The organism is Streptomyces sp. NPDC089799 (genome assembly GCF_040684755.1).
In the GTDB taxonomy this organism is placed as follows: Bacteria; Actinomycetota; Actinomycetes; order Streptomycetales; family Streptomycetaceae; genus Streptomyces.
This window is the reverse complement of sequence record NZ_JBFBGR010000011.1, coordinates 230,580-256,493: the sequence shown is the minus strand read 5'-3', so window position 1 is coordinate 256,493 and position 25,914 is coordinate 230,580. Positions and strand designations below refer to the sequence as shown.

Here is a 25,914-nt window from a genome sequence, read left to right as displayed (position 1 = left end):
CTCCACTCAACCGAGAATGGTCTGGACCTGTCAAGGTCCAGACCATTCCGGATGTGGGCGTGTGGTGTCCCGCGGTGTGCGCTCCGGTCAGCCGCCGTGGGCGGCCATCAGCCGGAAGCGCTCGGGCAGGTCCCGCAGCCACCGGGCGCGTTCCACGGCGATCTCCTTGAGGCGTACGTCGCCGCTGCGGGCGACCAGGTGGCCCATGTAGCGCTCGTTGAAGAGGGAGTACTCCCGGTGCAGGGTGCGCAGGGCCTGCGCCACCGCGCGGTCGTCGGCCCGGGCCAGCTCCGCGAGCGGAGCCACATAGCTCTTCCAGCGGCCCTCGACGGCCTCGTGGAGCAGGGAGACCAGCTCGGCGCCCCGCTCGACCAGGCCCAGCAGGTCGTCCACCCGCATGCCGAGGGCGTCCGCCAGCATCAGGGTCTGGCGGTCGTTCCCGAACCACCGGTGCTCGGCCTCGGCGCGGGCGTAGTCGTACGGGTCCATGCCGATGCGCTGGGCCAGCCGATCGGCCGTGAACTGCCGGGCCAGCCGGTGCTCGCGCAGGGTGCTCGGCACCCGTGCCATCAGTGCCTGGACGGGGCACCACAGGGCGTCCGCGAGCGCGAAGAGCTCGATCTCGGACGGCGCGACGGTGCCCGATTCCCAGGCGTGGACCGCTTCGGGCGGCCGGTCCATGCCCAACTGCGCCATCGCGGCGACGACCTGATCGGGGGACATACCGACGCGCAGGCGGGCGGCCCTGGCCTCGGTGGGGGAGAACGGCGGTCTGGACACGGGCGGATCACCTCGGTGGGGCCCCGCGGAGCGGCGCGGTGCGGCGCGCTGCGTGCGGGGTGGGCGGGGCGGGCGGAGTCGGTGGGCCGGCCTGGCGGAAGCGCAGGCCGTGTCGTGCGGATCGTGCCGGGCCCGCGGCGTCCGGTGCCGCAGGCGGATCGGGCCTGATCCGAAGGGCACGAACTACCGGCTGCCGTCCCAGCCGTCGGGGTCCGCGCCGCGGCCGTACCCCGGGTCACCGCCGTACCCCGAGTCGCCGCCGTAGCCGGCGGTCCGGCCGGGGTCGCCGGCGTCGTTGCCTGCGCCCGGGTACACGTCCGCAGCGCCTGTGCCGGGAGCGCCGGCAGGGCTGCCGTAGCCCGGGTTGCCGGCGTACCCGGAGTACCCGCCGTGAGTGCCGTGAGTGCCGTGCGCGCCGTGCCCGCCGCCGGCCGTGTACCCGGGCTCGCCGGGGGCGGCGCCGGCATGGCCACCGCCGGAACCCGGGCGGGCTGCGTAGCCGCCCCAGCCGCTCCGGGTGCCCCGGTCTCCGCCGCGGGATGCCTGGCCTGCTGGGGCGTCCTGACCGGCGCGGCCGTCCTGGTCGTCGTAACCGGTCCGGGCGTCCTCGTCGGCGTGGGCGCCCGGCCCCTCGTGGCCGCGGGACCGGGGGGCCCAGGCGTTCCAGTCCTTGCCGTCGTCCCGGCGTCCGGTGCCGCCGCCGGCGTCCGCTGCGTCCGCGTCCGCGAGCCCGTCCCAGTCGATGTCCTCCCGGGTCCGCCGGTCGCCGAACGAGTGGAAGAACAGGTTGAGCAGCATCGCGGTGAGGCTGCCCAGCGTGATGCCGCTGCCCAGCACCGCCCGCACCTCGGTCGGCATCCGCTCGAAGAGCGGTTCCACCGTGGTGGGGAGCATGGCCGCGCCCAGACTGACCGCCAGGATCAGCGCGTTGCGCTCCTCCCGCAGGTCGACCTTGGAGAGGATCTGGATGCCGACCGTCGCCACCATGCCGAACATCGCGATGGCCGCACCGCCGAGCACCGGGTGCGGGACGGAGGCCACCACGGCGCCCGCCTTCGGGACCAGCCCCAGCAGGATCATGAAGACGCCCGCCGCGACCACCACGAACCGGCTGGTGATCCGGGAGATCCGCACCAGGCCGATGTTCTCCGCGAAGGCCACGTAGGGGAAGGAGTTGAAGACGCCGCCGAGCACGGTGGCGAGGCCGTCGGCGCGCAGGGCCCGGCCGACGGTCTCGCCGTCCACCTCGCGCCCGGTGATCTCGCCCATGGCGTACACGTCGCCGGTGGTCTCCACCATGGTGATCATCATGACCACGACCATGGCCAGCATCGGGAAGACCGAGAACTCCGGCACGCCGTAGTGGAAGGGGGTGCTGATGCCGACCCAGTCCGCCTGCTCGACCGCGCTCAGGCTGGCGTCGCCGAGCAGCCAGGCCGCCGCCGTGCCACCGATGAGGCCGATCAGCACCGCGATGCTGCGCAGGAACGGTCCGCCGAACCGGGTCACCAGCAGGATCAGTGCCAGGGTGCCGCCGGCGTAGGCCACGTGGGACGGTTCGCCGTACCCGGACTGGCCGACCAGGTCGGGGCCGCCGCCCACGTCCTGCAGGGCGACCGGGATCAGCACGATGCCGATGACGGTGAGGAGGGTGCCGGTGACGATCGGCGGGAAGTACGCGGCCAGCCGCCCGACGAACGGGGCGAACAGGAACGTGGCGATGCCGCCCGTGATCACCGCGCCGTACACCACGAGCAGGCCGGCCGTGCCGCCGCCCGCGCCCTGGCCGATGGCGATCATCGGGGAGACGGCGGTGAAGGTGGCGCCCTGGACGAGCGGCAGGCGGGCGCCGATCCGCCAGAAGCCCCACGCCTGGATGATGGTGGCGATGCCGGCCGTGACCAGGTCGGCGTTGATCAGGTAGACGAGCTCCTGGGCCGAGAGCCCGAGGCTGTTGCCCAGGATGATCGGCACCAGCACCGCGCCGGCGTAGAACGCCAGGACGTGCTGGAACCCGTACAGCGACAGCCGGGAGAGGGGGAGCACCTCGTCCACGGGATGCACGGGGTGCTCGGTGCCGGCCGGAGTCTTCCGGCGCGCGGCCAGTGGTGCCATCTCTGCCTTGCCTTCGAGGTAGGTGAATGAGAAGGAGCGCGCGACCGGGGTCGGGGGAACGCGGGGTCGCGCGGCGGGGTGGAGCCTCGAGGGAAGGCGCAAGCGGCCGGCCGCGCGGATCGGGCGGCTCGGCAGGGGCAGCTCGGCAGGATGACGGCACGGGATTACCGGTACGCGTCCGGGCGTCGAGGCGGAACGCGGCCGATACTGTCGAAGGAACCCCGGGTTCCGCAAGTGGTGAACCGTGATTTGGTTGGCAAAACCGGACGGTAACTTAGGAATCCACGGCCAGACGGGCCGTCAGCTGCGGATTTCGTTGCCGGAAGGGGCGATGGCTACGGGCTGCCCCTGACCGCTCACGCTCCTGGCGGTGAGGGACATCCTCGCCCGGCTCCATCGGGTCGGGGTATTGGGTGACCTGCTCGGGCGCGAGCACGCACGGCACGGGCACGTACTCCTCGAACTCCACCGCGACCGGTTCCGGCGGTGCCGCGAGGACGTCGGTGACGGCGGCTGCGGACCGCCAGACCAATGCGGTCCTGGGCATGTACCGATCCGGGTGGTCGAAGGGGCGCCACAGCACCTGCAGCAGATCGGCCCCGGACCGCCGGGGCGGACACAGCACGGGGACGTCGCGCACGTACAACCGGGCCAACGGCAGCATGGGGACCGGTCCGTCGGGCAGGCCGGCGTCCCGGTCGATCCCCTCCAGGACCGCTCTCTCCTCCGCGGTATACCCCGGCGCGCCCTCCGGGTGCATCGCGGTCCGCGCCCGGAGGCTCCGCTCCACCCGCAGCACCTGGAGCAAGCAGGCCCCGGCCGTGTGCGGGACCGTGCAGGGCGGCCAGGGCTCGTCGGCGGGCCACAGCAGCGGCCCGCCGACCGAACTGTCGTGCGGTGACGGATCCCCGGGGCGGGGATGCAGCCGGGTCGAGTCCGATCCGCGGTCAGACCGTCGCCAGTTGGGGAATCAGGCGGAGGGCGTTGTCGTGGTAGATCCCCTGCAGCTGCTCCGGGGTGAAGGACGGGTCCGCGTCCAGGGCCGGGAGGGCCAGGTCGAGGACGGTGTCGGCGGGGGCCGCCGGATAGTCGGTGCCGAACAGGATGTGCTCGGACGGGACATGGTCGAGCAGGGTGGCGGCCGGCGCCATCGGGCCGGCCGTGTCGTAGTAGAAGCGGCCGAGGTACTCGCGGACGGCGCCGGCGTCGACCGGCGGGTCGCAGAACCTGCCGAGGGCCTGCAGCCGGTTCGCGATGTACGGCAGGAAGCCGCCGGCGTGCGGCAGCACCACCGAGATGTTCGGGAAGCGGTCCAGCGTCCGCTTGCTGATCATGTTCACCGCGGCCCGCGTGGTGTCGAGCAGGAAGTCGCACATGAAGTTCGGGATGCCGGGGACCGTCGCCGCACCGGGCCCCGTGGCGGCGCCGGGCGGGCCGCCCGGCAGGTTGTGCGGATGGGTGTCCACCACGGCGGCGGCCTCGTCCAGCTCGTGGAACACCCGGTCGTAGGACGGGTCTCCCAGGTAGACGCCCCCATAGTTGGCCGTCAGGTTCACCCCGACCGCGCCGAGCCGGTCCAGGCCGCGGCGTACCGCCCAGGAGGAGGCGTCGAGGTCGTCCAGGAACAGCGGGACGTAGAACGAGAACCGGCCCGGATGGGAGTGGGCCGCCTCGGCCATCGACTGGAGCGTGATGGTGATCGCCTCGCGCAGCTGCGCCGAGGAGTGGTAGCGCGCGGGCAGCATCGGCTTCAGGACCGCGGTGCTGATCCCCGCACGGTCCATGAAGCGGATCGCGTCCTCCGTGTCCAGGCGTGCCCACGGCGGCAGTTGCTCCGCCCGGATCAGCTCGTGGCGCACCGCCCACTCCCGCCATTCCGGCGCGCAGTAGTGGTGGTGCATGTCGATCCGGGCATGCCCCGAGTGCGTCTCGGGCGTGCCCGGTGCGGCCGCGTCCCGCGCCGGCGCGGCGGGTACGACGGTGCCCGCGGCCGAGATCCGCAGCTCGTCCACCGGCATGCCCAGGAGGCGCAGTCCGGAGGTACTGGGAGATTCCGCCATGCCGATCCACCGTCCGTGGGGTAGGGGTGCGGGTCGCCGAGCGGTCCCGCGCTGCAGAGTGGGCCCGCGGCGGGTCCGCCGCCGCGGGGAGGGGAGAGGGAGGGGAGAGCAGTGTGTGCGGCGGTCAGTTGCCGCGGGTGGGTACGCCGGTCGGCGGCGGGGGCACCGAGGAGATCACCGAGGAGATCGTGTCCGCGGCCTGCTCCCCGGAAGGGCGCGACGGGTCCAGGACCAGCCGGAGCCGTTCCAGACCCCGGAACGCCGCCATCCGCCCCTTGACCCACGCTCCCCGGGCGTCCTCCGGGTCCTCCAGCCGCATCTCCGGGAACTCCCGCAGCAGACTGGTGAGCGCGACCTCCAGCTCCAGCCGTGCCAGCGGCGCGCCCAGGCAGTAGTGCGTCCCGTGGCCGAAGCCGAGGTGGGTGCTCTGCAGGCCCTCCCGGGTGACGTCCAGGACGTCGGGGGCGTCGAACTTCGCGGGGTCCCGGTTCGCCGAGGTGATGGCGATCTGGACGAGCGAGCCCCTGGGGATCAGCGTGCCGCCGATCTCGGCGTCCTCGGCGGCGTACCGGAAGGTCGACGTCTCCACCGACCCCTCAAAACGCACCATCTCCTCGACCGCCGCCGGGATCAGCCCCGGGTCCGCCTTGAGCCGCGCCAGCTGCTCGGGGTGGAGCAGCAGGTCCAGCACGCAGTTCCCGATCTGGTACGCGGTCGTCTTGTGGCCCGCGAAGAAGATCACCCAGAGCGAGGACAGCAGCTCGGCGTCGTCCAGTCCCTCCTCCGCCCGGACCAGGTCGCCGAGGAAGGAGTCGGTCCGGTGCTCCCGGGCGTGCGTGATCAGCCGGGCCAGCCGGTCCTGCAGCCACTCCTCGGCTGCCTTGAGCTCGCTGCGGAGCCCCGGGTCGAAGCGGGCCCGCGTCACCACCGAGAAGTGCTCCAGGATCTCGGGCCGGTCGGCCTCCGGGATCCCGATCAGCTCGCACAGCACGGCGATCGGCAGCGGGAACGCCAGTTGCGGCATCAGGTCGACGGAGTTCCGCCGCCGGCACTCCGCGAGGAGGTGCTCGGTGATCTCGGTGACCCGCGGCCGCATCTCCTCCACCCGCCGCGGGCTGAACGCGCTGCGCAGGGAACGCCGCAGCCGGGTGTGCCGCGGCGGGTCGGAGTTGAGCACGTTGTCGTCGAGGTCGTCGAAGAAGCTGCCGTACACGGCGTGGTAGACGTCGGCGCCGGCCCGCAGGTCCTTGCTGAAGCGCGGGTCGGACAGGGCTTCCCGCGCGTCCTCGTACCGGGTGATCAGATACGTGTCGACCCCGTGCGGAGGGGTCAGCCGGCAGACCGGGGCCTGCTCGCGCAGCGTCGCGTACGCGGCGTGGGGGCAGGTCCGGTACTCCGGTGCGCCCCTGGACACGGACGCCACGAGGTCGTCCAGCGATCCGCCGTACGTGCCGCCGCCGCTGCCGGCCGTCGTGTGCTGCTGGTGCTCCTGCGCCATGGTCCGCGCCCTTCCGTGTACTCGGGTTCTCGCGGTCACACCGGTTCCCCGTGCCCCGGGACGGCGAAACGGTTGGTGGGGCGTCCGGGTGACGGCGCGTCCGGGAACCCCGTCCGGGGGTCGGCCGACCGGCCGTCACCCGTCCGGGGCGGGCGGGTGGGAACACCGCCGGAACGGGGAACCGCTGCTCGTGCAGCCGGCCGCCCCCGCTCGTACCAGGCCCGTCTCCCGCTCGTCTGGCCGGCCCGCCCCCAAGGAGTCCGCGCATGGCCCGTCATCTCGCCCTGACCCTCAGCACCGCCGCCGCGCTCGCCGTGACGGCCGCGGCGGCCCCGGCCGCGGCGGACACCGCGGCCGGCCGCGCCGGCACCGACGCCGCGAACGCCGCCGTCCAGCTCACCACCGTGTACCGGGCGACCGCCCCGTACCTGCTGCACGCCAACGCGGTGAAGGCCGGCTACGTACCGGACAAGTACTGCGTCACCGACCGGGCCGGCGGCACCGGCTCGCTCGGCTACCCGCACTTCAACCACTCGCTCGACAACTCCCTGGACCCGGCCAAGCCCGCCGCCCTGTACTACGAGGACGACGGCCGCGGCGGCAAGCGCCTCGTCGGGGTGCAGTGGGTGGTCTACGACCGCGACCAGAACCCGGCGACGGACGACGACCGGCCGTCGCTGTTCGGCGTCCCCTTCAAGGGCCCGCTGCGCGGCAACTTCCCCGGGCAGCCGGTCCATTACGGGCTGCACCTGTGGCTGTGGAAGAAGAACCCCAAGGGGGTCAACGAGACCTTCAACTCGGCGGTCACCTGCCTTCCCGGCACGACCAGGCCCCTCAAGCCGGCCTCCTGACCGGGCGCGCGCGGGTCCGGTGACCCCGGCCGGCGGCCGACCCGCGCGGCGGGCCGTCGGCCGGGGCGCCGGTGCGCGGGTGTGGGCGTGGTGTGGGTGCGGGCGTCGACATCGCTGTCGGCGTCGGCTTCGGCTTCGGTGTCGGCTTCGGCTTCGGTGTCAGGGCCCGGGGAGCAGCCTGACCTCGTGGCCGTCCGGGAGCGCCGGCGGCTTGCTCCGCCAGTGGTCGTAGCGGCCGTACACCCGCGGCTCGCGGTCGGCCAGGAAGGCCGTCAGCCGCGCCGCCTCGGCGGCCAGTTCCTCCCAGACCCCGTCCGGCAGGCGGTGGAAGGCGGTCGCCTCGATCCCGCCCTCGGCCGGGCGCCACACCCCGGCCACGTACCCGTCGACCAGCAGGGCCGGCAGTACGTCCCCGTTCCGGCGGATGACCAGCGGGCGGTAGCCGGCCGGGAGGACCCGGCTCCGGTCCGCGTGGGCCAGCAGGACGCTGTCCCACATCGCCATCAGCCGGGGCGGTGCCGGTACGTCCGCGTCGGGCCGCGGTGCGCCCGGGACGTCGAACAGCTCCTCGCCGTCGGGCCCTTCCAGCCGTTCCAGCGGTGCCGGCCCTTCGGCCAGGGCCGACAGGGCCTTCCGCACCCGGCCCCGCCCGACCAGCGCGAACTGCGCCACGTCGGCGACCGAGGCAGGCCCGAACCCCTCCAGATGGCGCAGCACCAGTGCCCGCAGCGAGGCGTCCGACACCTCCGGGTCCCCGAGCGCCGGTGGCATCGGGGGAGCGACGTACGACGGGCGCTCCCCGAAGGACCACGGTGCTCCGGTGGGTGCGTGCAGCAGCGGGGTCAGGTGCCGCAGTCCCCACCAGGCCCCCGGTCCGGGCGGCGGGTCCAGACGTCGGCCGAGCCATTGCTCGTACTCCGCGTTGGTGCGCGGGCGATCGGCGAAGGCGAGCAGCTCGGGTACCAATGCGTCGGCGTCCTGCGCGGTCAGCCCGGAGGCGGTGAAGCGGTCCCCGAGCCGGGCGGCCCGCACCGTGGGGTGCACGGCCTCGCGGAACGCCCGGTAGTCGTCGGCGTGTACGGCGTGCAGCGTGATGCGCATCAGGGTGGACTTGACGACGGTGCCATCGGAGAAGGCGGCGTCGAGCTCGGCCGGATCGAACCCTGCCAGCCGGTTCCACAGCGCCAGGTAGGGCGAGGCGGGGTGTTGTGCCTGCAGCGCGACCACGCGCCGTACCGCCTCGGCGGCCCCGACCGTCTCCCGGCGGAGCAGCAACTGGCGGGCGAGCGTGGCCCGGTTGAGCTGCTGACGTGTCACCTTCATGCCCTGCCCCGCCCTGCCCGCTCCGCCCCGGAGCCCCCGCCGGTCCGGTTCCTCCGGCCGTCCGGTCACCCTAACGGCCGGGTCCGACAGCGGAGTCGGTGCCGCCGGTGCTGTCGGTGCCGCCCCGTACCGTACCGGTCATGGGCATCCACCTCACGAGTGTGGCCGGGGAGGACTGGACCGATCCCGGGGAGGGCGGCTGGGCGGAGGTGGCGGCCGCGCTGGACGCGGACCTGGTCCGGCGCGGCCTCGCGCCGTTCCGGGCGGCCGGTGCGCCGGAGCGGTTCGAGGAGAAGTCCGTCGCGGGGATGGCGGGCTTCGGCGACCTCTGCCGCAGGGTGCTGACCCGGGAGGAGGCGGACCTGGTCGGAGGCTGGACGGTGCTGGTTCCGGTGCCGCTGCCCGAGCCCCTACGGCTGCCGTTCGAGACTTCGTACGACGACGAGGCCGTGGTCGCCGGCGCCCCCGAGGTGCAGAGGGCCGCGGAGCGGCTGGCCTCGGCCATCGCCCTGCCGCCGGAGATCGGGGGGAACGGGGGGCCCGGAGGGATCGGGGGAGTCGCGGGGCCGGGAGCCGTGCCGGGGGCAGCGGGCGCGCTCCGGCTCACGGGGTGGTTCCTGGACGGCGGGGCGGAACGGGCGGCGGCCGTCCGGCCCGGCCCGTGGAGCAGGGACCGGGACACCGCGTTCCACGTGGCGCTGTACCTGCGGGCGGCCCGGCACGCGATCCGGCACGGCTGTCCGCTGGTTTACGGCTGAGACGGCGTGCGGGCGGCGCACCCGGCGTACCCGGTGTGCCCGGCGCCCCCGACGCATCGGCGTGCTCGGTGTGTCTGGCGTACCCGGTGTGCCTGGCGTGCCCGGCGTACCTGGTGTGCCCGGCGCGTCCGGCGTACCCGGCGCACCGGCGTACCTGGGGCCTCGGCCTGCCCGGCGTACCTGGCGCACCCGGCGTACCTGGCGTGCCCGGCGCGAACCGGCGGCCTGCGCACGTGAGGCAGTCGGTCCCGGTCACCCGGTCGAGGCTCCCCCCGTGCGACGGCCGGAGCCGTACCGGCGCAGGCACGGATCCGTGCCTGCGCCGGGGCCCGGGCCGGGCGCCGAAGCCGGACCGGAGCCGGGCCTGCGCCGGGCCGACGCCGGGCCGAGAGGGTCAGCCGTGGACGGAGTCCGGGCGGGTTTCGGTGGCCGTGGCGCCCGGTCCGGCCAGGTCGGCCGTGATCCGGTCCAGGTCCGCCTGCAGTCCGGCCAGCCAGGACACCGCCGCGTAGTAGCGGCGGGGCGCACCGGCGGGATCCGGCGGAGTTCCGTCCGTCCTGCCCGGCCCGTCAGCCCCCGCCTCCGCGCCGTCAGCCTCCGCGCCGTCAGTCTCGGCGCCGTCAGTCTCGGCCGCCGTGCCGCCGGCCCCGCCGTCCGCCGCCGGAGTCAGCCGCGGCACCAGTGCGTCCAGTGCGTCCGGGGCGTCGCCGAGGGGGTCCAGGACCGCCGACATCAGCAGCATGCGCCCCGCGACCCGGTCCGAGAAGGCCGTCAGCGCGGCGGCCGCCTCCGGTGCCATGGGTGGCAGGGGGGCGGACACGTCCGGCAGCCCTTCCGGGCCGCCTGCGCTCCCACCCGCCGACCCGCCGTCCGATGCGAGCTCCACGGCATCTCCGGCACTCCCGGCACCCCCGCTACCTCCGGCACTCCCGCTGCCTCCGGCACTCCAGGCACCCGCCGTACCCCCGTCGCCGGTACCTCCGCCGCCCCCGGCCGCCCCCGCCGGTGGCGCGGTCGGCGCCAGGTCCGTCGGCGGTGGCGCCAGCAGCAGCCGGTCCGCGCCCCACAGCGCGTGGTGCCCGGTCATCAGCGCGGCCTGCCAGTCCAGCGGGCGCAGCTCCCCGCCGTCCGGTCCGGCCCCGCCCGCCGTGGCGTGGAGGAACAGCCTGGGCTCGCTCTGGTACTGCGCGAACGCCGAATCGGCCAGCATCACCATGTGCCGCAGCGACCGCAGCCCGGGCGGGTCCCGCCGCTGCTTCCCCGACCCGGTGACGATGGTGGCCGTCGTGATCACCACCACGGCGGCGGCACTCCGCATCAGCTCGGCGCCCGACCGCGCCACCTCCAGGTGTGCTCCTCGCGGCCAGGCCAGCAGTGCGAACACCGAACCGATCGTGCTGCCGATCAGGACGTCCAGCAGCCGGAACTCGGCCAGCTGCCAGGTGACCGGCGACAGCTGTGCGAAGACCATGGAGATCAGCACGGTGAACAGCCCCTGTGCCCAGCCGACCCCCTTCACCGGCCCCACGGTGAACGCGACCAGCATCAGCGGCGGCAGCGCGATGGCGAACACGTCGATGTGGGTCCCGAACAGGGCGAGCAGCACCGCCGCGGCCACCGCTCCGACGAAGGTCCCGATCAGCGCCTGGCGGACGGTCGTCCGCGTCGCGCCCACCGTCGTACGGGTCAGCGTGAGCGTGGCCAGCATCGCCCAGAAGCCGTGCGGCAGGGTGTCCACGCCCGCCACCACGCGGGCGGCCGCCAGCGCCAGGCTGATCCGTACGGCGTTCTGGAAGAAGACCGACCGCCGCCCGGCGTGCCCGGCCACCCGCCGCCACCACAGCCGGGGCGCCCGCATCCGCGCGTACCAGAACCGTCCGACGGGCGGGCCCGGGGCCGCCGCCCGTCCCCGTACGCCCAGCCGGGCCGCGGTCGACAGGACCAGCGCGGAGTCCGCCAGTTCCAGCAGGGCCGCGTGCCGGCGCAGCGCCGCGGGGGCGCCGGGTCCCGCCGTGCCCGCCGAGAGTTCCGCGCGTACGCGGGCCAGGTCCGCCCGCGCGGTGGCCGCCGTGGATCCGTGCCGCAGCACCTCGGCGGTCTCCGCCGCCGACCGCTCGACGGCACGCAGGACCTCCAGGTCGATCCCGGAGTGCCGGCGGCCCGTCGCCATGACCGGTGCCCCGCCGAGTGCGCCGGCCGGTGTGTCACAAGGCGCTGCGCCGGCCGGTGTGTCGGCAGGCGGTGCGCCGGGCGACCTGGCCGGCAGCCGGGTGAGCCGGTTGAGCAGGGTCCGTGCCGCCAGCCCGGTGTGGGTCAGCCCCCGGGCCCGCACCCCCGGTCCGGACGGCCGGTCGGCCTCCGGCACACGGGTGGGGCGCAGGGCCTCGCCCGCCGCCGTCGCGGCCGCCGCCGCACCGCCGCCCAGGGCGTACGGGATCGCCGCCAGGTCGGCGGCGCAGCGGGCGGCCGTATCGGCCGCGCGGGCCGCGAGTTCCCGGTAGGGGACGGTCGGCGGATCGGGGAACAGGAAGGCTTCGGCCGCGATCAGCAGCAGCAGCCCGACGGTGGTCCCGGTCAGCCGCTCCCCGAGGGTGTCGGGAGCGTACGGCGGGAAGGAGGGCAGGATGTACAGCAGCTGCAGGCCGGGTGCAGCCCCCGCCGGGCGGGGACCGCCCACCGCGACGAAGCCCAGCGCGAAGCCGATGACCAGCATGCCGGCGACGGCGGTCCAGGTCCGTACGGCCAGGAAGGTGCCGGCCGCCACCAGCAGCCACGCCGCGGGCAGCACCCGGGCCACCACCAGGGCGCGCTGCCGGCCGGTCCCCGGGATCCGGGACAGCCCGGCCAGCGACACCGCGCCGAACAGCGCGTACGTGGCGCCGACCGGCTGGTCCAACCCGTACAGGAACAGGTAGAACCCCCCGCCGGCGGCCACCGTGCACCGCGCCGCGCGGCGTCCCGCCGCGGCGTAGGCCGCGGGCAGCCGGGGCGGGCCGCCCGCCGTGCGCCCCGCCCGTTCGGCACCCATGACACCAGCATCGTTGATCTCCCTGACCGCGCCACCCGGCGGACGGAGCCGCCAACAGCACCCCGCCGGGGTCTGGCCCGGGCCCCGCCCGGCGTGGATCATGGGCTCGGAATCCGACCGACCGACCAGGAGGTACGTCGTGCCCACCGCACCGAGCCACGCATCGGGTCCGTCCACGGTCCCGCTGCTGGGCGACACCATCGGCGGCAACCTCGACCGCACCGCGGCGGCCTTCCCCGGCCGCGACGCCCTCGTCGAGACCGCCACCGGACGGCGCTGGACGTACGCCGAATTCACCGCGGACGTCGACGCCCTCGCCCTCGGCCTGCTGGACCTCGGCATCGGCAAGGGCGACCGGGTCGGCATCTGGGCACCCAACCGGGCCGAATGGACCCTGGTCCAGTACGCCACGGCGAAGATCGGCGCGATCCTCGTCACCGTCAACCCGGCCTACCGCTCCCACGAGCTGCGGTACGTACTCAACCAGGCGGGCGTCCGCCTGCTGGTGGCCGCGGACCGCTTCAAGACCTCCGACTACGCCGCGATGATCGGGGAGGTCCGGCCGGACTGCCCCGGGCTGGAGTTCACGGTGCTGCTCGACGGGCCGCTGTGGACGGACCTCCTCGACCGCGGCCGAACCGCCGATCCGGCTGCCCTGGCCCGGGTCGCGGCCACGCTCACCCCCGACGATCCGATCAACATCCAGTACACCAGCGGCACCACGGGGTTCCCCAAGGGCGCGACGCTCTCGCACCACAACATCCTGAACAACGGCTACTTCGTCGGTGAGCTCCTCCACTACACCGAGCAGGACCGGGTGTGCATCCCCGTCCCCTTCTACCACTGCTTCGGCATGGTCATGGGGGCCTTGGCCTGCACCAGCCACGGCGCCGCGATGGTGATCCCCGCACCGTCCTTCGAACCGGCCGCCACCCTGGCCGCCGTGGAGGCGGAGGCGTGCACCTCGCTCTACGGCGTCCCCACGATGTTCATCGCCGAACTCGCCGAGCCCGGCTTCGACCGCCACGACCTGAGCAGCCTCCGCACCGGCATCATGGCCGGCTCACCCTGCCCGGTGGAGGTCATGCGCCAGGTCATCGACCGCATGGGCATGGCCGAAGTGGCCATCTGCTACGGCATGACCGAGACCTCGCCGGTGTCCACCCAGACCCGCTCCGGCGACTCCCTCGACCGCCGCGTCTCCACGGTCGGCCGGGTCGGCCCGCACCTGGAGGTCAAGGTCGTCGACCCGGCGACCGGGCGCACGGTGCCCCGGGGCGAACCCGGCGAACTCTGCACCCGCGGCTACTCGGTCATGCTCGGCTACTGGGAGCAGCCCGAACTCACCGCGGAAGCCGTGGACGAGGACCGCTGGATGCACACCGGGGACCTCGCGGTGATGGACGAGGACGGATACGTGGGCATCACCGGGCGCATCAAGGACATGGTGATCCGCGGCGGCGAGAACCTCTACCCGCGCGAGATCGAGGAGTTCCTCCACAGCCACCCCGACGTCCTGGACGTCCAGGTCATCGGCGTCCCGGACGACAGGTACGGCGAGGAGCTGATGGCCTGGCTCCGCATGCGGGACGGCGCGGAGCCCCTCACCGCGGACGCCGTCCGCGCCTACTGCGGCGGCCGGCTCGCCCACTTCAAGATCCCGCGCTACGTCCATGTGGTCGACGCCTTCCCGATGACCGTCACCGGAAAGATCCGCAAGGTGGAGATGCGCGAGATGGCGGTCCGCCTGCTCGCGGGCGAGTCCTGACCCGCCCCCGGCCCGCGGACGCGGGACAGTGGCGGACGTGGACGTGGAGAAGGATTTCGAGGCGGTGGCGCACGAGCTGTACGGGCTCCGGCCCGCGGAGTTCACGGCGGCCCGAAACACCCGCGCGGCCCGCGCCCGCACGGCCGGCGACAAGGAGCTCGCCGCGCGCATCGCGGGACTGCGCAAGCCCTCGACCGCTGCATGGGCGGCCGGACTGCTCGCCCGGCAGCGGCCGGCCGAGACGGAAGCGCTGCTCGCCCTGGGCGGGGCGCTCCGGGACGCGCACCGCACCCTGGACGGCGTACGGCTGCGGCAGCTGTCGCACGACCGGCACCGGGTGATCGCTGCCCTGGCGCGGACGGCCGGCGAGCTGGCGGCTGCGGCGGGCCAGGCGGTCGGCGGGACCGTGCTGCAGGAGGTGGAGCAGATCCTGCACGCGGTCCTCGCCGACGAGTCCGTCGCCGCGGAATGGGCAGCCGGCCGGCTGGCGAAACGGCCCGTGGCGGCAGTGGGCTTCGAAGGGCTCGAACCGGAGCCGGGAGCCGTACCGTCCCCGCCGGAGCCGGCGTCGGCGTCGGCGCCCAGGACACCGGCAGCAGACCGTCAGGACCGGGAGAAGCAGGAGTGGGAGCGGGAGCAGCAGAAGAAGCGGCGGACGGAGCAGCGGAAGGCGCAGCTGAGGCGGCTGCGGGAGGCACAGCAGGAGCAGGCCCGGACCCGGGCGGAGGCGGAAAGGCTGGAATCCGAGCTGGCAGCCCGGGCAGACCGGCTGCGCAGCACCCGCGATGCGGTCGCGGAGGCCGAGCGGGAGCTGCGCGCGGCGACCGGCCGCCTGGACGCGGCCCGCGCGGCGCACACCGAAGCCGCCACCCGCCACGACGAGGCGTCGCGGGCGGCCGCACGGGCCCGTACGCGCGCGGAGGCCGCGGACGCCGGGGAGGCCGAGGCCGGGAAGGCGGCGGAACCGGGCGGGCCGGAGGAACCGGGCGGCGTGGAGGACTGACCCCGCCGCGCGGCACGTCCGCCTACCTGCCGCCGAACGTGCCGTGGCAGAGCCGGGTGATCGCCGGGTCGGTCACCCCCTGGGAGGAGCGGCACAGCCCGGCCATGTCGATGTGGCCGGGCGACGGCGCGTGCGGCTTCGGCCCGGACCTGGTCTTGGCCTTGGCCTTGATCTGGGTCCTGGGTTTGGCCTTGGCCTTGGCCTTGGTCTTGCCCTTGTGCTTGCTGTTGCCCTGGACCGTTCCGCCGTCCCACGCCCCCCGCTTCGGCTTCGACCGCGGCGGGTGCGCGTGCCGGTGCTCGTGCCGTCCGGCATCCGCCGCCGCAGGCAGGTGGGAACCACCCTTCCGGGGCGTGGGACGGGCATGCTCCCCCTGTGCTTCCGTACCGGGCCCGGCACCGGAGGAGGCCGCGCCGTCCCCGTGCGGACCCGCCACGCCGACGGACTCCGCCTCCGGCCCCGCCCCCGGCAGCGGCGCCGACGGCAAGGACCCCCGTCCGCCCTGGCCCGTACCCGGCACGGGCCGGGCCGCGGGCGGTCTGCCGTCCCGGGGAGCTCCGTTTCCGTCGCCGCCGGCGCCGGTGCCGGACACGGAAACGCACCCCGAAACGGCCAACAGGGCGGAGAGCAGCAGGAAGAGAGCAGGTCGGCGGCGCATGCGGACACTCTGCCGCACCCGTGAGCCCGCCGGGCGGCGGGCGCGCTGCGATCACCACCCAGGGTGACCGGGCGGCCGGATGCTGACACCCCGCCCCGGGTGTGCGCGGGCGGTCGGCGGGTAGGCGCCGCCCATGCACCGGACCAAGGTCGACAGCACGGTGTTCCTGCTGGCCGAGGGCTACACCTGGGCTCCCGGGCTGCTGCGGCGCGCGGGCACCGACGCGGTCCGCACCCGCCTGACGGGCCGGCCGGCCGTCCTGATCCACGGCCGGGAGGCGGTGCGCTTCTTCTACGACGAACAGCACGTCCTGCGCCGGGGAGCGCTCCCGGGCCCGGTCCTCGACACGCTCTTCGGCCGCGGTGCCGTCCACGGCCTGGACGGATCCGAGCACCGGGCGCGCAAGCGGCTCTTCGCCTCCCTGCTGATGTCCGCGGAGGGCGTCGCCGCGCTCACCGGCCGCTTCGAGGCGGCCTGGGCCGACGCCGTACCGGGCTGGGCCGGGCGCCGGGTGGTCCTGTTCGACGAGGTCGGCACCGTACTCGCGCGGGCCGTCTGCGACTGGGTCGGCCTGCCCGTTCCGGACGACGCGGCACGCGAGATCGCCGAGGACTGCATCGCCATGGTCGACGGCTTCGCCACCCCCGGGTCCCGCCACTGGCGGGCCCGCCATGCCCGGCGGCGCCAGGAGGAAGCCCTCGCCCGCGCCGTTCTCGACGTCCGCGGAGCCGGGCCGCACGCCGACGGCCCCTTCGCGCCCTCCCGCCACCACGGAGTCGACCGGTCCGCCCTGGCGGCGGTCGCCCGCCACCGCGAAGCGGACGGCACGCTCCTGCCCCCGCACACCGCCGCCGTCGAACTCCTCAACATCGTCCGGCCCACGGTCGCCCTCGCCTGGTACACCGCCTTCGCCGCCCACGCCCTGCACCGCGATCCCGCACAGCGGGACCGGCTCCGCACCGCCGGCTTCCCGTACGCGCGGGCCTTCGCCCATGAACTCCGGCGCTTCTACCCCTTCGTGCCGTTCGTCGGCGGACTCGCCGCGCGTGACCTGCGGTTCGGCGACGTCGACATCCCGGCGGAGAGCCTGGTGCTGCTCGACGTGTACGGGCACCACCACGACCCGGAACTGTGGGAGCGGCCGAACCGTTTCGACCCCGGGCGCTTCCTCGGCCACGAGCCCGACCCGGCCGCGCTCATCCCCCAGGGCGCCGGTGACGCCCGTACCGGACACCGCTGCCCCGGCGAGGACATCACCCTCGCCCTGCTCACCGCGATCGCGCAGACCCTGGCCCACCTGGACTTCGGCGTTCCCCAACAGGACCTGTCGATCCCGCTGCACCGCATCCCCACCCGCCCGCGCAGCGGCTTCGTCATGGACGACCCGCGCCCGTCCCGCAGCCACGCGGGCCGCATCGCGGCAAGATGACGGTCCGACAACCGACCGGGCACGGGAGACCGCATGCCGAAGAGCACCACGGACAACACCAACACCAACGCCGACACTTGCACGGACTCCACGGGAGCCGGCAGCAGCTGCCTCGCCTGCGATCTGACGGCGGGGACGGCGCCCCTGCCGGGCGGCGCGATCCACCGCACCCCCCACTGGGTGGTGGAACACTGCGTCGGCCCGCTGGGCCTCGGCACGGTGGTGGTCAAACCCCTCCGCCACGTCGTGCACGTCGCCGCGCTCACCGCCGACGAGTCCGCCGAACTCGGTCCGCTGCTGCAGCGGGTCAGCGACGCCGTGACCGCCGTGACGGATCCCGAGCAGGTGTACGTCTGCCTCTGGTCGCACGCGGGGGCGGTGCCCGGCCACATCCACTTCGTGGTGCAACCCGCCCGCGCCGAGGACCTCGCCGAACACGATGCCTTCGGCCCGGCGCTGCAGATGGCCATGTTCCGCGCCGACCGCCGTCCGGCCGAGGCGGAGGTGACGGTGGTCTGCGAGCGTCTGCGCGGCGCGCTCGACTCGTCGGCGCACCGTCCCCTTGGATGAGTCCGCATCCGCACGACCGCACTTCGGGAGCCGGCATGAGGAAGATCAAGGCGCAGCTGTTCATTTCGCTCGACGGTGTCGTCGAGGCACCCGACCAGTGGCACTTCCCCTACTTCAACGACGAGATGGGCGCGGCCGTCGACGCCACGCTCGGCCGCGCCGACACCCTGCTGCTCGGCCGCCGGACCTACGACAGCTTCGCCGGAGCCTGGCCCGGCCGGGAGGCGGCCGGCGGCGAGGACGCCCCGTTCGCCAAACTGCTCGGGGACGCCCGCAAGATCGTGGCCTCCCGCAGCCGCCAGACCTTCACCTGGCGCAACTCGGAGCAGCTCGCCGGGGAGCTCGCCGACGGGGTCGCCGCCCTCAGGAACGAGTCGGGCTCGCCCGTGTGGATCAGCGGTTCGGTCTCCGTGGTCCGGCAACTGCTGGCCGCAGGGCTCCTGGACGAACTGAACCTGTTCGTCCATCCCGTCGCGGTCCGCAGCGGGACGCGGCTCTTCGACGAGGCGCCGTTGCCGCTTCCGCTGGAGCTCATCTCCTCCGACACGTTCCGGACCGGAGTGCTGAACCTGTCCTACGCCCCCGCCACCGCCCCCGGGGAGGGAACGTACGAGGACGCCAAGGCCCACCTGAAGCGGCGGGAGGAGTGAACTCTGTGCATCCCATGCATCCGGCGCATCCGCGGTGAACTCGGCCACCAGCCGCCCCCCGGCGGCCGGTGGCCGAGCAGCCGGACCCGGGGTCAGCCCCGGGGGACTTGGCCGCCGAGGCGGACGTTCCGGCCGCGGACCTCGATGTCGAGGCCCCCGTCCGTGACGTGGACGGACTCCGCCGTCATACCGGGGAGGGCGGCGTCGGCGTCCGGTGCCGACCGCTCCTGACGGTCGGCCAGGCCCTCCCGGACCGCCGAGACGAGGCGCTCCGGGGCCGGGCGGCCCAGCAGCGTGGCCTCCACGACCGTGAACGACAGCCGTCCATGGCGCAGTTCGGGCCGCAGCCGTACGGTCGCCGCGCCGCCCGGACCGACGTCGAGCCGGACCGTACCGGAGGCCGGGTCCGTGGACACCGCACTCACCGGCAGTCCGCCACCGCCCGCCGACAGTGAAGCCCGCACCGCGTCCACCGGGACGGTGATCCGGCCCTCCACCGAGTCGACGGTGCCACCGCGGCCGTCCTCGCCCGTGGCGATGCCGGTCAGGGTCAGCCGTACGGACGCCCCGGAGATCCGGCCGACTTGAGCCTCGTCCCCGCTGACCCGTGCCGTGCCGACCCGGCCCCGGGCCACCGCCAGCAGCCCCGACCCGGCCGCATCCACCTCGGTCGCCCCCAGCCGGGGTCGGAGTGCGTCCGCTATCCGGTCCTCGACCATCAGCTCCGCGGCGTACTCGGCACAGCCGGCGAGCAGCACCGCGGCCGCGGTGCCGCACGCCACGACCGTCACGAGGTTCCTGCGGCGTCGTGCGCGGGCCGCGTCGGTCGTCCGCCCGGCACCGCTCCCCGCACCGGTCCGGGGCGCGGTCGTGCGCGTCCGCCCCGTCGTTCGTGCGTCCGTGGTCATGCCCGTACCCCCGACTCCGCGCCGATCTCTCCGTGGACGTCTCCGTCCCCGCCTTCCGGGTCGAAGTGCGGCAGCAGCCGGTCCAGCCACGCGGGGATCCACCAGTTGGCCCGGCCCATCAGGTGCATCGTCGCGGGCACCAGCAGCAGCCGGACCACCGTGGCGTCCAGCACCACGCTCACCCCGAGGCCCAGTGCCAGCATCTTCACCACCGGGTCCTCCGCCAGCAGGAACGCCAGGAACACGCTGGTCATGACGATCGCGGCACAGGTGATGACCCGGGCCGTGGACGCCAGCCCGGCCGCGACGCTCTCCTGGTCCCCGTGCCCGGCCAGCCAGTGCTCCCGGATCCGCGACAGCAGGAACACCTCGTAGTCCATGGAGAGCCCGAAGACGATCGCGAACATCATCATCGGTACGTACGACTCCACCGGCACCGGCCCGTCCACGCCGAGCAGCGAGCCGCCCCAGCCCCACTGGAACACCGCCACCACCACGCCGAACGAGGCGCCGATCGACAGCAGGTTCAGCAGTCCCGCCTTCAGCGCGACCACCGGGCTGCGGAACACGATCAGCAGCAGCGCGAACGCGGCCGCCACCACCAGCCCCACGACCAGCGGCAGCCGCTCCGCCAGCACGTCCCGGAAGGTCTGCTGCGCCGCGACCTGCCCGGTCAGGTATCCGGTGGCCCCGTACGGGCCGAGGGTGTCGGGCAGCGTACGGTCCGTCAGCCGGTGGACCAGGTCCGCCGTGGCCCGGTCCTGCGGGGCACCGGCCGGTACCACCGTCGCCACCAGCAGCGTCCCGTCCGGGGTCGGCGCGGGTACGGTCGCCGAGGCCACGCCCGGCGTGCGCGCGAGCGCGTCGTGCAGGCCCCGGGCGATCTCCGTCCGCCGCTGCGCGGTCGTCCCGTCCTTGTCGAGGGTGACCACGACCGTGAGCGGCCCGTTCGCCCCCGGCCCGAACCCGTCGGAGACCAGGTCGTAGGCCCGGCGCTCGGTGGAGCCGGCAGGTGCCGCGCCCGCGTCCACATGGCCGAGGTGCATCGACGCGGCCGGTACGGCGAGCACGCCGAGCAGCAGCGCACCCGCCACCAGCGCGGTCCACGGGCGGCGGCCCACCGTCGCCGCCCAGCGGTGCCACACGTCTGCGGCCCCGTCGGGCTCGTCGACCGGCCGGCGGACGCGGAACCGGTCGATGCGCCGGCCCGCCAGGCCCAGCAGCGCGGGCGTCAGGGTGAGCGCGGCCAGGGCGCCGGTCAGCACGGTCGTGGCGGCGGCGACCCCCAGCATGCCGATGAATCCCACACCGGACGCGAACAGCCCGGCCAGCGCGACCGTCACGGTCATCGCCGCGACGAGCACGGCCCGGCCGCTGGTCGCCACGGCACGGCCCGCCGCCTCCGCCGGGGCCGCGCCGTCCCGCAGCAGCCGGCGGTGCCGGGTCACCAGGAACAGCGAGTAGTCCAGCCCCACCCCCAGGCCCATCATCACGGCCAGGGTGGGGGAGACGGCGGCGAGGCCGACCTGTGCCGCGACCAGCCCGAGGGCGGCGAGTCCCGCCAGCAGCCCGATCACCGCGCTGAGCAGGGGGAACGCGGCCGCGGCCACACTGCCGAACCCGATCAGCAGGACCAGCACGGCCGTGGCGATGCCGATGGCCTCGGACGCCCGGTCGGCGCCGCCCGACCGGGCCAGCTTGCCCAGCGGGCCGCCGTACTCGACACCGACCCCGTCGGCGCGCAGCGGTGCCACCGCCTCGTCGACCAGGCCGACGTACGACTTCTCGAACCGGGCGGGATCCGACGCGAACCGGACGGTGAAGCAGCCGGTGCGTCCGTCCCCCGTGACGGCCCCGGGCGTGGCCGTCGGATCCGCGACCGAGATCACCCCGGGCAGCGCCGCGAGCCCGGCCCGCGCCGACTCGATCGCCGTGCGGTGCGCGCCGAGACCGGCCTGCGGTCCCTGACCGCCCGGGGCGGCCGAGAGGACGATCTGCGCGGGGACGCCCCGGGCCGCCGGACCCCCGTGGGCTTCGAGCAGGTCGGCACCGGTCTGCACGGAGGTGCCGGGCAGGGTGAAGTCGTCCTCGTACGTCCCGCCCCAGGCCCGGTCCGCGCCGACGGCGGTCAGCAGGACGAGCAGCCATACGGCGATCACCAGCCAGGGCCGCCGGGCACAGCCGCGCCCGGTGCGGAACAGCAACCCGGGGCGGGATCGGGGGCGCGGACGGGGAACCCGATCGCCCCGGCCGGTCTGGTCGGCCCGGTCGGCGGGATCAGACAGGTCGGCGAGGTCGGACAGGCCGGCCTGATCAGCCCCATCGGTCTGGTCGGCCCCATCGGTCTGGTCGGCCCGGTCGGTCTGGTCGGCCTGGTCACTTCGTGTCATCGGGGAAGGTCCTTGCGGGAGGAGGCGACGGGACGCCGCACGTGGCGGGCGGCCGGCCCGCTCGTGCTCGTCCTGATCCTCGGTGCCGAATGCCAGCGGATCATGAGCGGATTGTTAGGGCTCCGTAAGGCTCCACCGGCGCCGTGCCGCGATCGGCCGTACGCCCCTCCGCGCTGGCTAGCATGTGACCGCATCCAGCCCGCCCCGCGGCTCCGTACCGCGCGCACCTTCCCCGGAGCCGTCGTGATCCCCATGAGCCGGCCGTCGTGAACCCCCGCAAGGGACTCGTCCTGATCGTCGAGGACGACCGGAACATCGCCGCCCTGCAACAGCTCTACCTGGAGCGGGACGGCTACCGCACCGAGGTGGCCGGAGACGGACCCGCCGGGTTCGACGCGGTGCGGAGGCTCGCGCCGGGCGCGGTCGTGCTCGACGTAGGACTGCCCGGCATGGACGGGATCACGTTCTGCCGGCGGCTGCGCGAACGGGGCGACTGGACGCCGGTGCTGCTGGTGACCGCCCGGGGCGAGGAGGCGGACCGGATCCTGGGACTGGAACTGGGCGCCGACGACTACCTGACGAAACCGTTCTCACCGGGCGAGCTGGTGGCCCGGGTCAACGCGGTGCTGCGGCGCGCGGCAGGCCCGGCCCGGGGCACCCCCGCCGTACACACCCGGGGCCCGCTGCGGGTCGACCCCGGGCGGCGCACGGTCCAGGTGGACGGCGTACCGGTGGAGTTCACCGCGCTGGAACTGGACCTGCTCAGCCATCTGCTCCAGCACCGCGGCCAGGTGTTCACCCGCCTGCAGCTGCTGGACCAGGTGTGGGGCGACTCGGCGCACCGCGACCCGCGGGTGGTGGACGTGTTCGTCTCCCAGATCCGCGCCAAGCTCGGCAGCGCCAGCCCGATCCGTACGGTGCGCGGCGTGGGCTACAGCGCGACCGACGACGGGGAATGAGTGCATGGCCCCCCGCCTCCGCCCCCGCTCTCGTGCCGTCGCCCGCCGTCGCCGCCGCACGCTCGCCCGCGAACTCGTCCTGTTCGGGGCCTTCGTCGCGCTCGTCGCCGTCCTGCTCAGCGGGGTCACCGCCTGGTACACGGCCCGCGGCAACGCGGAGGCCCAGGAGCGGGACAGACTGGGCCGCCAGGCGACCGTGCTCAGCCGGATCCCGAGACTCTCGGCGGTGCTCGTCGAGGGCGAGCAGCTGATCGCCGGGGCCAACGGGGTCGAGCCGGCGGTGCTCGAACCCTCCGGCACCCTCCGCGGCCCGGCCGCCCCGGCCGTCTCGAACGCCCAGCGCGACCTGCTGCTCGCCCGCAAGCCCCTGTCCGCGACGGGGACGCTGAACGGACGGGAGGTCATCATCGAGGGCCGGGCCCACCTGGCGGGCGGAGTCATCCTCACCAAATCCACCGCCGAGGTGGACGAGGCGGCCGCCCGGATCCGGCGCAACCTGGTCCTGCCGCTGTGCGCCGGACTGCTCGGGGCGGGCCTCGCCGGGCTGCTCCTCGCACGCCGCATCGCCCGCCCGCTGACCCGCGCGGCCGTTCTGGCGGGCCGCCTCGCGGCCGGCGAGCGGGGGATCACGGAGTCCGGCCGGCCGGACGGGTCCGGCGGGCCGGGAGGCTCCGGTGAGTCCGGTGAGTCCGGTCAGTCCGGCGTGTCCGGTGCGGGCGGCCCGGCGGGGCAAGGCGCGGGACCTGACCCATCGGCAGGACCCGGCCCCCTGGAAGTGGCCGAGGTGACCCGGGCCCTGGCCGTCCTGGACCGGGAACTCACCCGGGCCGAAGGCCGCCGCCGGGACTTCCTGCTGTCGGTCTCGCACGAGATCCGCACCCCGTTGACCACCCTGCGCGGTTACGCCGAAGCCCTGGCCGACGGCGTGATCCCGGCCGAGCGCGTCCCCGAGATCGGCGGCGTACTGGGCGCCGAGGCGCAGCGGCTGGACGGTTTCCTCCGCGACCTCCTGGACCTGGCCCGGCTGGAGGCGGACTCCGGGGACTTCCGTATCACCCCCACCGACACCGACCTGTCGGACCTCGTCACCCGGGCGGCCGCGTCCTGGCGGGAACGCTGCGCCCGTCACGGAGTCGAGTTCCGCCTGGAAGAAACAGAATCCGGAACTCCGGTCGTCGTCCGTACCGACTCCTTCCGGGTTCGCCAGCTGCTCGACTGCCTGCTGGAGAACGCGCTACGGGTCACCCCCGCGGGCCGGCCCGTCGTCCTGGCCCTCGCCGCCCCGCCCGCAGGCGGCGGCGCGCGCCTCCAGGTCCGCGACGGCGGCCCGGGGCTCACCGGGGAGGACGTCGAGGTCGCCTTCGAACGGGGCGCGCTGCACGACCGCTACCGCGGCGAGCGCCCGGGCGGCAGTGGACTCGGCCTCGCCATCGCCCACCGCCTCGCGACCCGGCTCGGCGGCACCCTCACCGTGCTCGGCCGCGGACCCGAGGGCGGCGCGGCATTCACCCTGGACCTCCCCGCCGCTCACCCGTAAGGCGGAAGCACCGTCAATTCCCGGCCTCTTACGGCCCATCCGGGCGCCATCTTCCGCCCGCCCCGCGCGTACCCGGTGCGCCGCCGCCGACAATGGTCCCGGCGCAACGGCCCACGGTGACCCGGATACGTCCGGCACTCCGGGCACCGGTGACAGCTCGGGCAGCTCTGGCTCTCACCGGTACTTCCGGCACCCACGGCCCTTCCTGTGCCATGGGCACTTCGGGACGGAGACACGACGTGGCGATGCGGGGCGGAACGGTCGCGGTGGTCGGCGGGAGCATCGCGGGCTGTGCGTTCGCCTCGGCCGCGGCGCGCGCCGGCGCGGACGAGGTCGTGGTCATCGAGCGCACCGGCGGACGGCTGGCGGACCGCGGGGTGGGGCTGTGCATCCACAACGACCGGGCCGCCGAGCTCGCCGCCGTCGGCACCCTGCCCCCGGGCATCGCCGCACACCGCCTGACCCGGCGCCGCTGGGTGGTCCGCGACGGTGGCGACGCGGCCGGACGGCTGTTCTGGGAGCAGCCGTTCCCCTTCCACTCCTACCACTGGGGCCTGCTCTGGCAGGGGCTGCGCGAAGCGACCCCGGCCTCCGTGGTCTACCGGCAGGGCACGGCGGTCACGGGCGTGTCCGCCCCACCGCCCGCCCCGCTGCCCGGCCCGGGATCCGCCCAGGACGCCGCCCCGGGCGGCACCCCGTCCGCCACCCCGAACGGCCGCGCGGCGGTCACCCTGGCCGGCGACTCCGTCGAGCACTACGACCTGGTCGTCGGCGCCGACGGCTACCGCTCGGTGGTCCGTGAGGCCCTCAGCCCCGGTTCCCGTCCGCACTACGCCGGCTACGTCTGCTGGCGCGGCAACTTCGACGCCCGCGCGCTGGACGGCATCGGCGAGGACCCCTGGCCGTCCGACGCGGCCATGACCGTCGGCTGGCCCGGCGGGAGTTGCGTCATCTACCGGATCCCGGGCCCGGACGGCACCCGGGTCAACTGGGTCCTCTACGCCGTGCCCCCGCAGGACGGCACCCTGCGCTTCGACGACCCCACCAGCTTCCCGCCGGGCGCCCTCACGGCCGAACTCTCCGACCACCTGGCCCTGTTGCTCGCCCGCGAGTTCCCGCCGTACTGGGCGCGGGTGCTCGGACTGACCGCCCCCGCGGACACCTTCGTCCAGCCCATCTACGACCTGGAGGTGACGCGTACCGGCGCCGGCCGCCTCCTGCTGGCCGGGGACGCCGCCACCGTGGTGCGCCCGCACAACACCAGCGGCGCGGCCAAGGCCATGCAGGACGCGACCGCCTTCGAGGCCGCCTGGCGCAACGCCGCCTCCTGGGAGCACCTGACGCACGCCTACCAGGCGGCACGGGGCCCGGTGGGCCGCGAACTGGTCGCCCTGGCCCGCCGCCTCGGCCGGGCCCAGGTGGAGCGGACCCCGGAATGGACCGCGATGGACCGGCCCGCCGCCGAGTCCTGGTGGCGGGGCCAGCTCGACGGAGCATCCGGCATCGGCGGCCAGGCCCTGCCGGGCACGCCCTGACCGGCACGCCTTGACCGACAGGCTCTGACCGGCAGGCCGCGACCATGCGCTGACCGGTACGCCCGGCCGCCGGTCCGCCCGGTGTGCGACGCCC

General features: G+C 74.8%; 20 protein-coding genes. 10 read left to right on the top strand and 10 right to left on the bottom strand.

The features are described from left to right. Positions 1-87 precede the first annotated feature (87 nt). The 5 genes from AB0O36_RS15375 to AB0O36_RS15355 all read right to left on the bottom strand — a co-directional run bounded on the left by AB0O36_RS15375 (position 88) and on the right by AB0O36_RS15355 (position 6,453). Positions 88-780 carry a helix-turn-helix transcriptional regulator gene (locus AB0O36_RS15375; RefSeq protein ID WP_365109495.1) on the bottom strand — a complete coding sequence of 231 codons (693 nt, stop codon included), beginning with the start codon at positions 778-780 and terminating at the stop codon, positions 88-90. A gap of 183 nt (positions 781-963) precedes the next feature. Continuing rightward, complete coding sequence (locus AB0O36_RS15370) at positions 964-2,895, bottom strand: nucleobase:cation symporter-2 family protein (RefSeq protein ID WP_365109492.1); 1,932 nt, start codon at positions 2,893-2,895, stop codon at positions 964-966. Positions 2,896-3,169: 274 nt separating this feature from the next. Then, positions 3,170-3,685 (bottom strand): hypothetical protein, encoded by a 516-nt coding sequence (locus AB0O36_RS15365; RefSeq protein WP_365109489.1) that lies wholly within the window; start codon positions 3,683-3,685, stop codon positions 3,170-3,172. A 157-nt stretch (positions 3,686-3,842) separates the two neighbouring features. After that, the gene (locus AB0O36_RS15360) at positions 3,843-4,955 is read right to left on the bottom strand and encodes an amidohydrolase family protein (protein WP_365109486.1); all 1,113 of its coding nucleotides are present in this window, start codon (positions 4,953-4,955) and stop codon (positions 3,843-3,845) included. Between the two features lie 124 nt (positions 4,956-5,079). Beyond that, complete coding sequence (locus AB0O36_RS15355) at positions 5,080-6,453, bottom strand: cytochrome P450 (RefSeq protein ID WP_365109483.1); 1,374 nt, start codon at positions 6,451-6,453, stop codon at positions 5,080-5,082. A gap of 266 nt (positions 6,454-6,719) precedes the next feature. On the opposite strand from AB0O36_RS15355, the gene AB0O36_RS15350 reads away from it, so the two are divergent. Continuing rightward, positions 6,720-7,304 carry a hypothetical protein gene (locus AB0O36_RS15350; protein ID WP_365109480.1) on the top strand — a complete coding sequence of 195 codons (585 nt, stop codon included), beginning with the start codon at positions 6,720-6,722 and terminating at the stop codon, positions 7,302-7,304. 159 nt (positions 7,305-7,463) lie between these two features. On the opposite strand, the gene AB0O36_RS15345 is transcribed toward AB0O36_RS15350, so the two are convergent. Then, entirely contained in the window at positions 7,464-8,627 is a 1,164-nt protein-coding gene (locus AB0O36_RS15345; protein WP_365109477.1) for a winged helix DNA-binding domain-containing protein, read from the bottom strand. Positions 8,628-8,767: 140 nt separating this feature from the next. Between AB0O36_RS15345 and AB0O36_RS15340 the strand changes: the two genes are divergently transcribed. Further along, the gene (locus AB0O36_RS15340; RefSeq protein ID WP_365109474.1) at positions 8,768-9,385 is read left to right on the top strand and encodes a hypothetical protein; all 618 of its coding nucleotides are present in this window, start codon (positions 8,768-8,770) and stop codon (positions 9,383-9,385) included. 394 nt (positions 9,386-9,779) lie between these two features. On the opposite strand, the gene AB0O36_RS15335 is transcribed toward AB0O36_RS15340, so the two are convergent. Beyond that, positions 9,780-12,413: an FUSC family protein gene (locus AB0O36_RS15335; protein ID WP_365109472.1), complete on the bottom strand. Its 2,634-nt coding sequence runs from the start codon at positions 12,411-12,413 to the stop codon at positions 9,780-9,782. Positions 12,414-12,552: 139 nt separating this feature from the next. Here AB0O36_RS15335 and AB0O36_RS15330 point away from each other — a divergent pair, with 139 nt between their 5' ends. Then, complete coding sequence (locus tag AB0O36_RS15330) at positions 12,553-14,181, top strand: AMP-binding protein (protein WP_365109469.1); 1,629 nt, start codon at positions 12,553-12,555, stop codon at positions 14,179-14,181. 37 nt (positions 14,182-14,218) lie between these two features. Next, positions 14,219-15,184 carry a hypothetical protein gene (locus AB0O36_RS15325; RefSeq protein WP_365109467.1) on the top strand — a complete coding sequence of 322 codons (966 nt, stop codon included), beginning with the start codon at positions 14,219-14,221 and terminating at the stop codon, positions 15,182-15,184. Between the two features lie 22 nt (positions 15,185-15,206). Here AB0O36_RS15325 and AB0O36_RS15320 read toward each other — a convergent pair whose 3' ends face one another. Then, positions 15,207-15,842, bottom strand: a complete 636-nt coding sequence (locus AB0O36_RS15320; RefSeq protein ID WP_365109464.1) for a hypothetical protein — start codon at positions 15,840-15,842, stop codon at positions 15,207-15,209. A gap of 133 nt (positions 15,843-15,975) precedes the next feature. Here AB0O36_RS15320 and AB0O36_RS15315 point away from each other — a divergent pair, with 133 nt between their 5' ends. The 3 genes from AB0O36_RS15315 to AB0O36_RS15305 are packed head-to-tail and all read left to right on the top strand — an operon-like array spanning position 15,976 to position 18,491. After that, the gene (locus AB0O36_RS15315; RefSeq protein ID WP_365109462.1) at positions 15,976-17,271 is read left to right on the top strand and encodes a cytochrome P450; all 1,296 of its coding nucleotides are present in this window, start codon (positions 15,976-15,978) and stop codon (positions 17,269-17,271) included. A 33-nt stretch (positions 17,272-17,304) separates the two neighbouring features. Then, the gene (locus AB0O36_RS15310) at positions 17,305-17,841 is read left to right on the top strand and encodes a hypothetical protein (RefSeq protein ID WP_365109460.1); all 537 of its coding nucleotides are present in this window, start codon (positions 17,305-17,307) and stop codon (positions 17,839-17,841) included. A 35-nt stretch (positions 17,842-17,876) separates the two neighbouring features. Then, positions 17,877-18,491, top strand: a complete 615-nt coding sequence (locus AB0O36_RS15305) for a dihydrofolate reductase family protein (RefSeq protein WP_365109458.1) — start codon at positions 17,877-17,879, stop codon at positions 18,489-18,491. 92 nt (positions 18,492-18,583) lie between these two features. On the opposite strand, the gene AB0O36_RS15300 is transcribed toward AB0O36_RS15305, so the two are convergent. Next, on the bottom strand, positions 18,584-19,282 hold the full coding sequence (locus tag AB0O36_RS15300) for a hypothetical protein (protein ID WP_365109456.1): 699 nt from the start codon (positions 19,280-19,282) through the stop codon (positions 18,584-18,586). 113 nt (positions 19,283-19,395) lie between these two features. After that, on the bottom strand, positions 19,396-21,789 hold the full coding sequence (locus AB0O36_RS15295; protein ID WP_365109453.1) for an MMPL family transporter: 2,394 nt from the start codon (positions 21,787-21,789) through the stop codon (positions 19,396-19,398). A 266-nt stretch (positions 21,790-22,055) separates the two neighbouring features. On the opposite strand from AB0O36_RS15295, the gene AB0O36_RS15290 reads away from it, so the two are divergent. The 3 genes from AB0O36_RS15290 to AB0O36_RS15280 all read left to right on the top strand — a co-directional run bounded on the left by AB0O36_RS15290 (position 22,056) and on the right by AB0O36_RS15280 (position 25,820). After that, a complete protein-coding gene (locus AB0O36_RS15290; protein ID WP_365109450.1) occupies positions 22,056-22,748 on the top strand; it encodes a response regulator transcription factor in 693 nt (230 codons plus the stop codon). Between the two features lie 4 nt (positions 22,749-22,752). After that, complete coding sequence (locus AB0O36_RS15285; RefSeq protein ID WP_365109447.1) at positions 22,753-24,285, top strand: HAMP domain-containing sensor histidine kinase; 1,533 nt, start codon at positions 22,753-22,755, stop codon at positions 24,283-24,285. A 245-nt stretch (positions 24,286-24,530) separates the two neighbouring features. After that, the gene (locus tag AB0O36_RS15280; RefSeq protein ID WP_365109566.1) at positions 24,531-25,820 is read left to right on the top strand and encodes an FAD-dependent monooxygenase; all 1,290 of its coding nucleotides are present in this window, start codon (positions 24,531-24,533) and stop codon (positions 25,818-25,820) included. The last annotated feature ends 94 nt before the right edge of the window (positions 25,821-25,914 follow it).

Excerpts from the sequence above, each read along its gene's own strand:
- AB0O36_RS15320 (WP_365109464.1), bottom strand. The coding sequence starts at position 15,842 with ATGCGCCGCCGACCTGCTCTCTTCCTGCTGCTCTCCGCCCTGTTGGCC.
- AB0O36_RS15285 (WP_365109447.1), top strand. The coding sequence starts at position 22,753 with ATGGCCCCCCGCCTCCGCCCCCGCTCTCGTGCCGTCGCCCGCCGTCGC.
- AB0O36_RS15335 (WP_365109472.1), bottom strand. The coding sequence starts at position 12,413 with ATGGGTGCCGAACGGGCGGGGCGCACGGCGGGCGGCCCGCCCCGGCTG.
- AB0O36_RS15310 (WP_365109460.1), top strand. The coding sequence starts at position 17,305 with ATGCCGAAGAGCACCACGGACAACACCAACACCAACGCCGACACTTGC.
- AB0O36_RS15295 (WP_365109453.1), bottom strand. The coding sequence starts at position 21,789 with ATGACACGAAGTGACCAGGCCGACCAGACCGACCGGGCCGACCAGACC.
- AB0O36_RS15355 (WP_365109483.1), bottom strand. The coding sequence starts at position 6,453 with ATGGCGCAGGAGCACCAGCAGCACACGACGGCCGGCAGCGGCGGCGGC.
- AB0O36_RS15345 (WP_365109477.1), bottom strand. The coding sequence starts at position 8,627 with ATGAAGGTGACACGTCAGCAGCTCAACCGGGCCACGCTCGCCCGCCAG.
- AB0O36_RS15315 (WP_365109462.1), top strand. The coding sequence starts at position 15,976 with ATGCACCGGACCAAGGTCGACAGCACGGTGTTCCTGCTGGCCGAGGGC.
- AB0O36_RS15370 (WP_365109492.1), bottom strand. The coding sequence starts at position 2,895 with ATGGCACCACTGGCCGCGCGCCGGAAGACTCCGGCCGGCACCGAGCAC.
- AB0O36_RS15340 (WP_365109474.1), top strand. The coding sequence starts at position 8,768 with ATGGGCATCCACCTCACGAGTGTGGCCGGGGAGGACTGGACCGATCCC.
- AB0O36_RS15350 (WP_365109480.1), top strand. The coding sequence starts at position 6,720 with ATGGCCCGTCATCTCGCCCTGACCCTCAGCACCGCCGCCGCGCTCGCC.
- AB0O36_RS15360 (WP_365109486.1), bottom strand. The coding sequence starts at position 4,955 with ATGGCGGAATCTCCCAGTACCTCCGGACTGCGCCTCCTGGGCATGCCG.
- AB0O36_RS15280 (WP_365109566.1), top strand. The coding sequence starts at position 24,531 with ATGCGGGGCGGAACGGTCGCGGTGGTCGGCGGGAGCATCGCGGGCTGT.
- AB0O36_RS15305 (WP_365109458.1), top strand. The coding sequence starts at position 17,877 with ATGAGGAAGATCAAGGCGCAGCTGTTCATTTCGCTCGACGGTGTCGTC.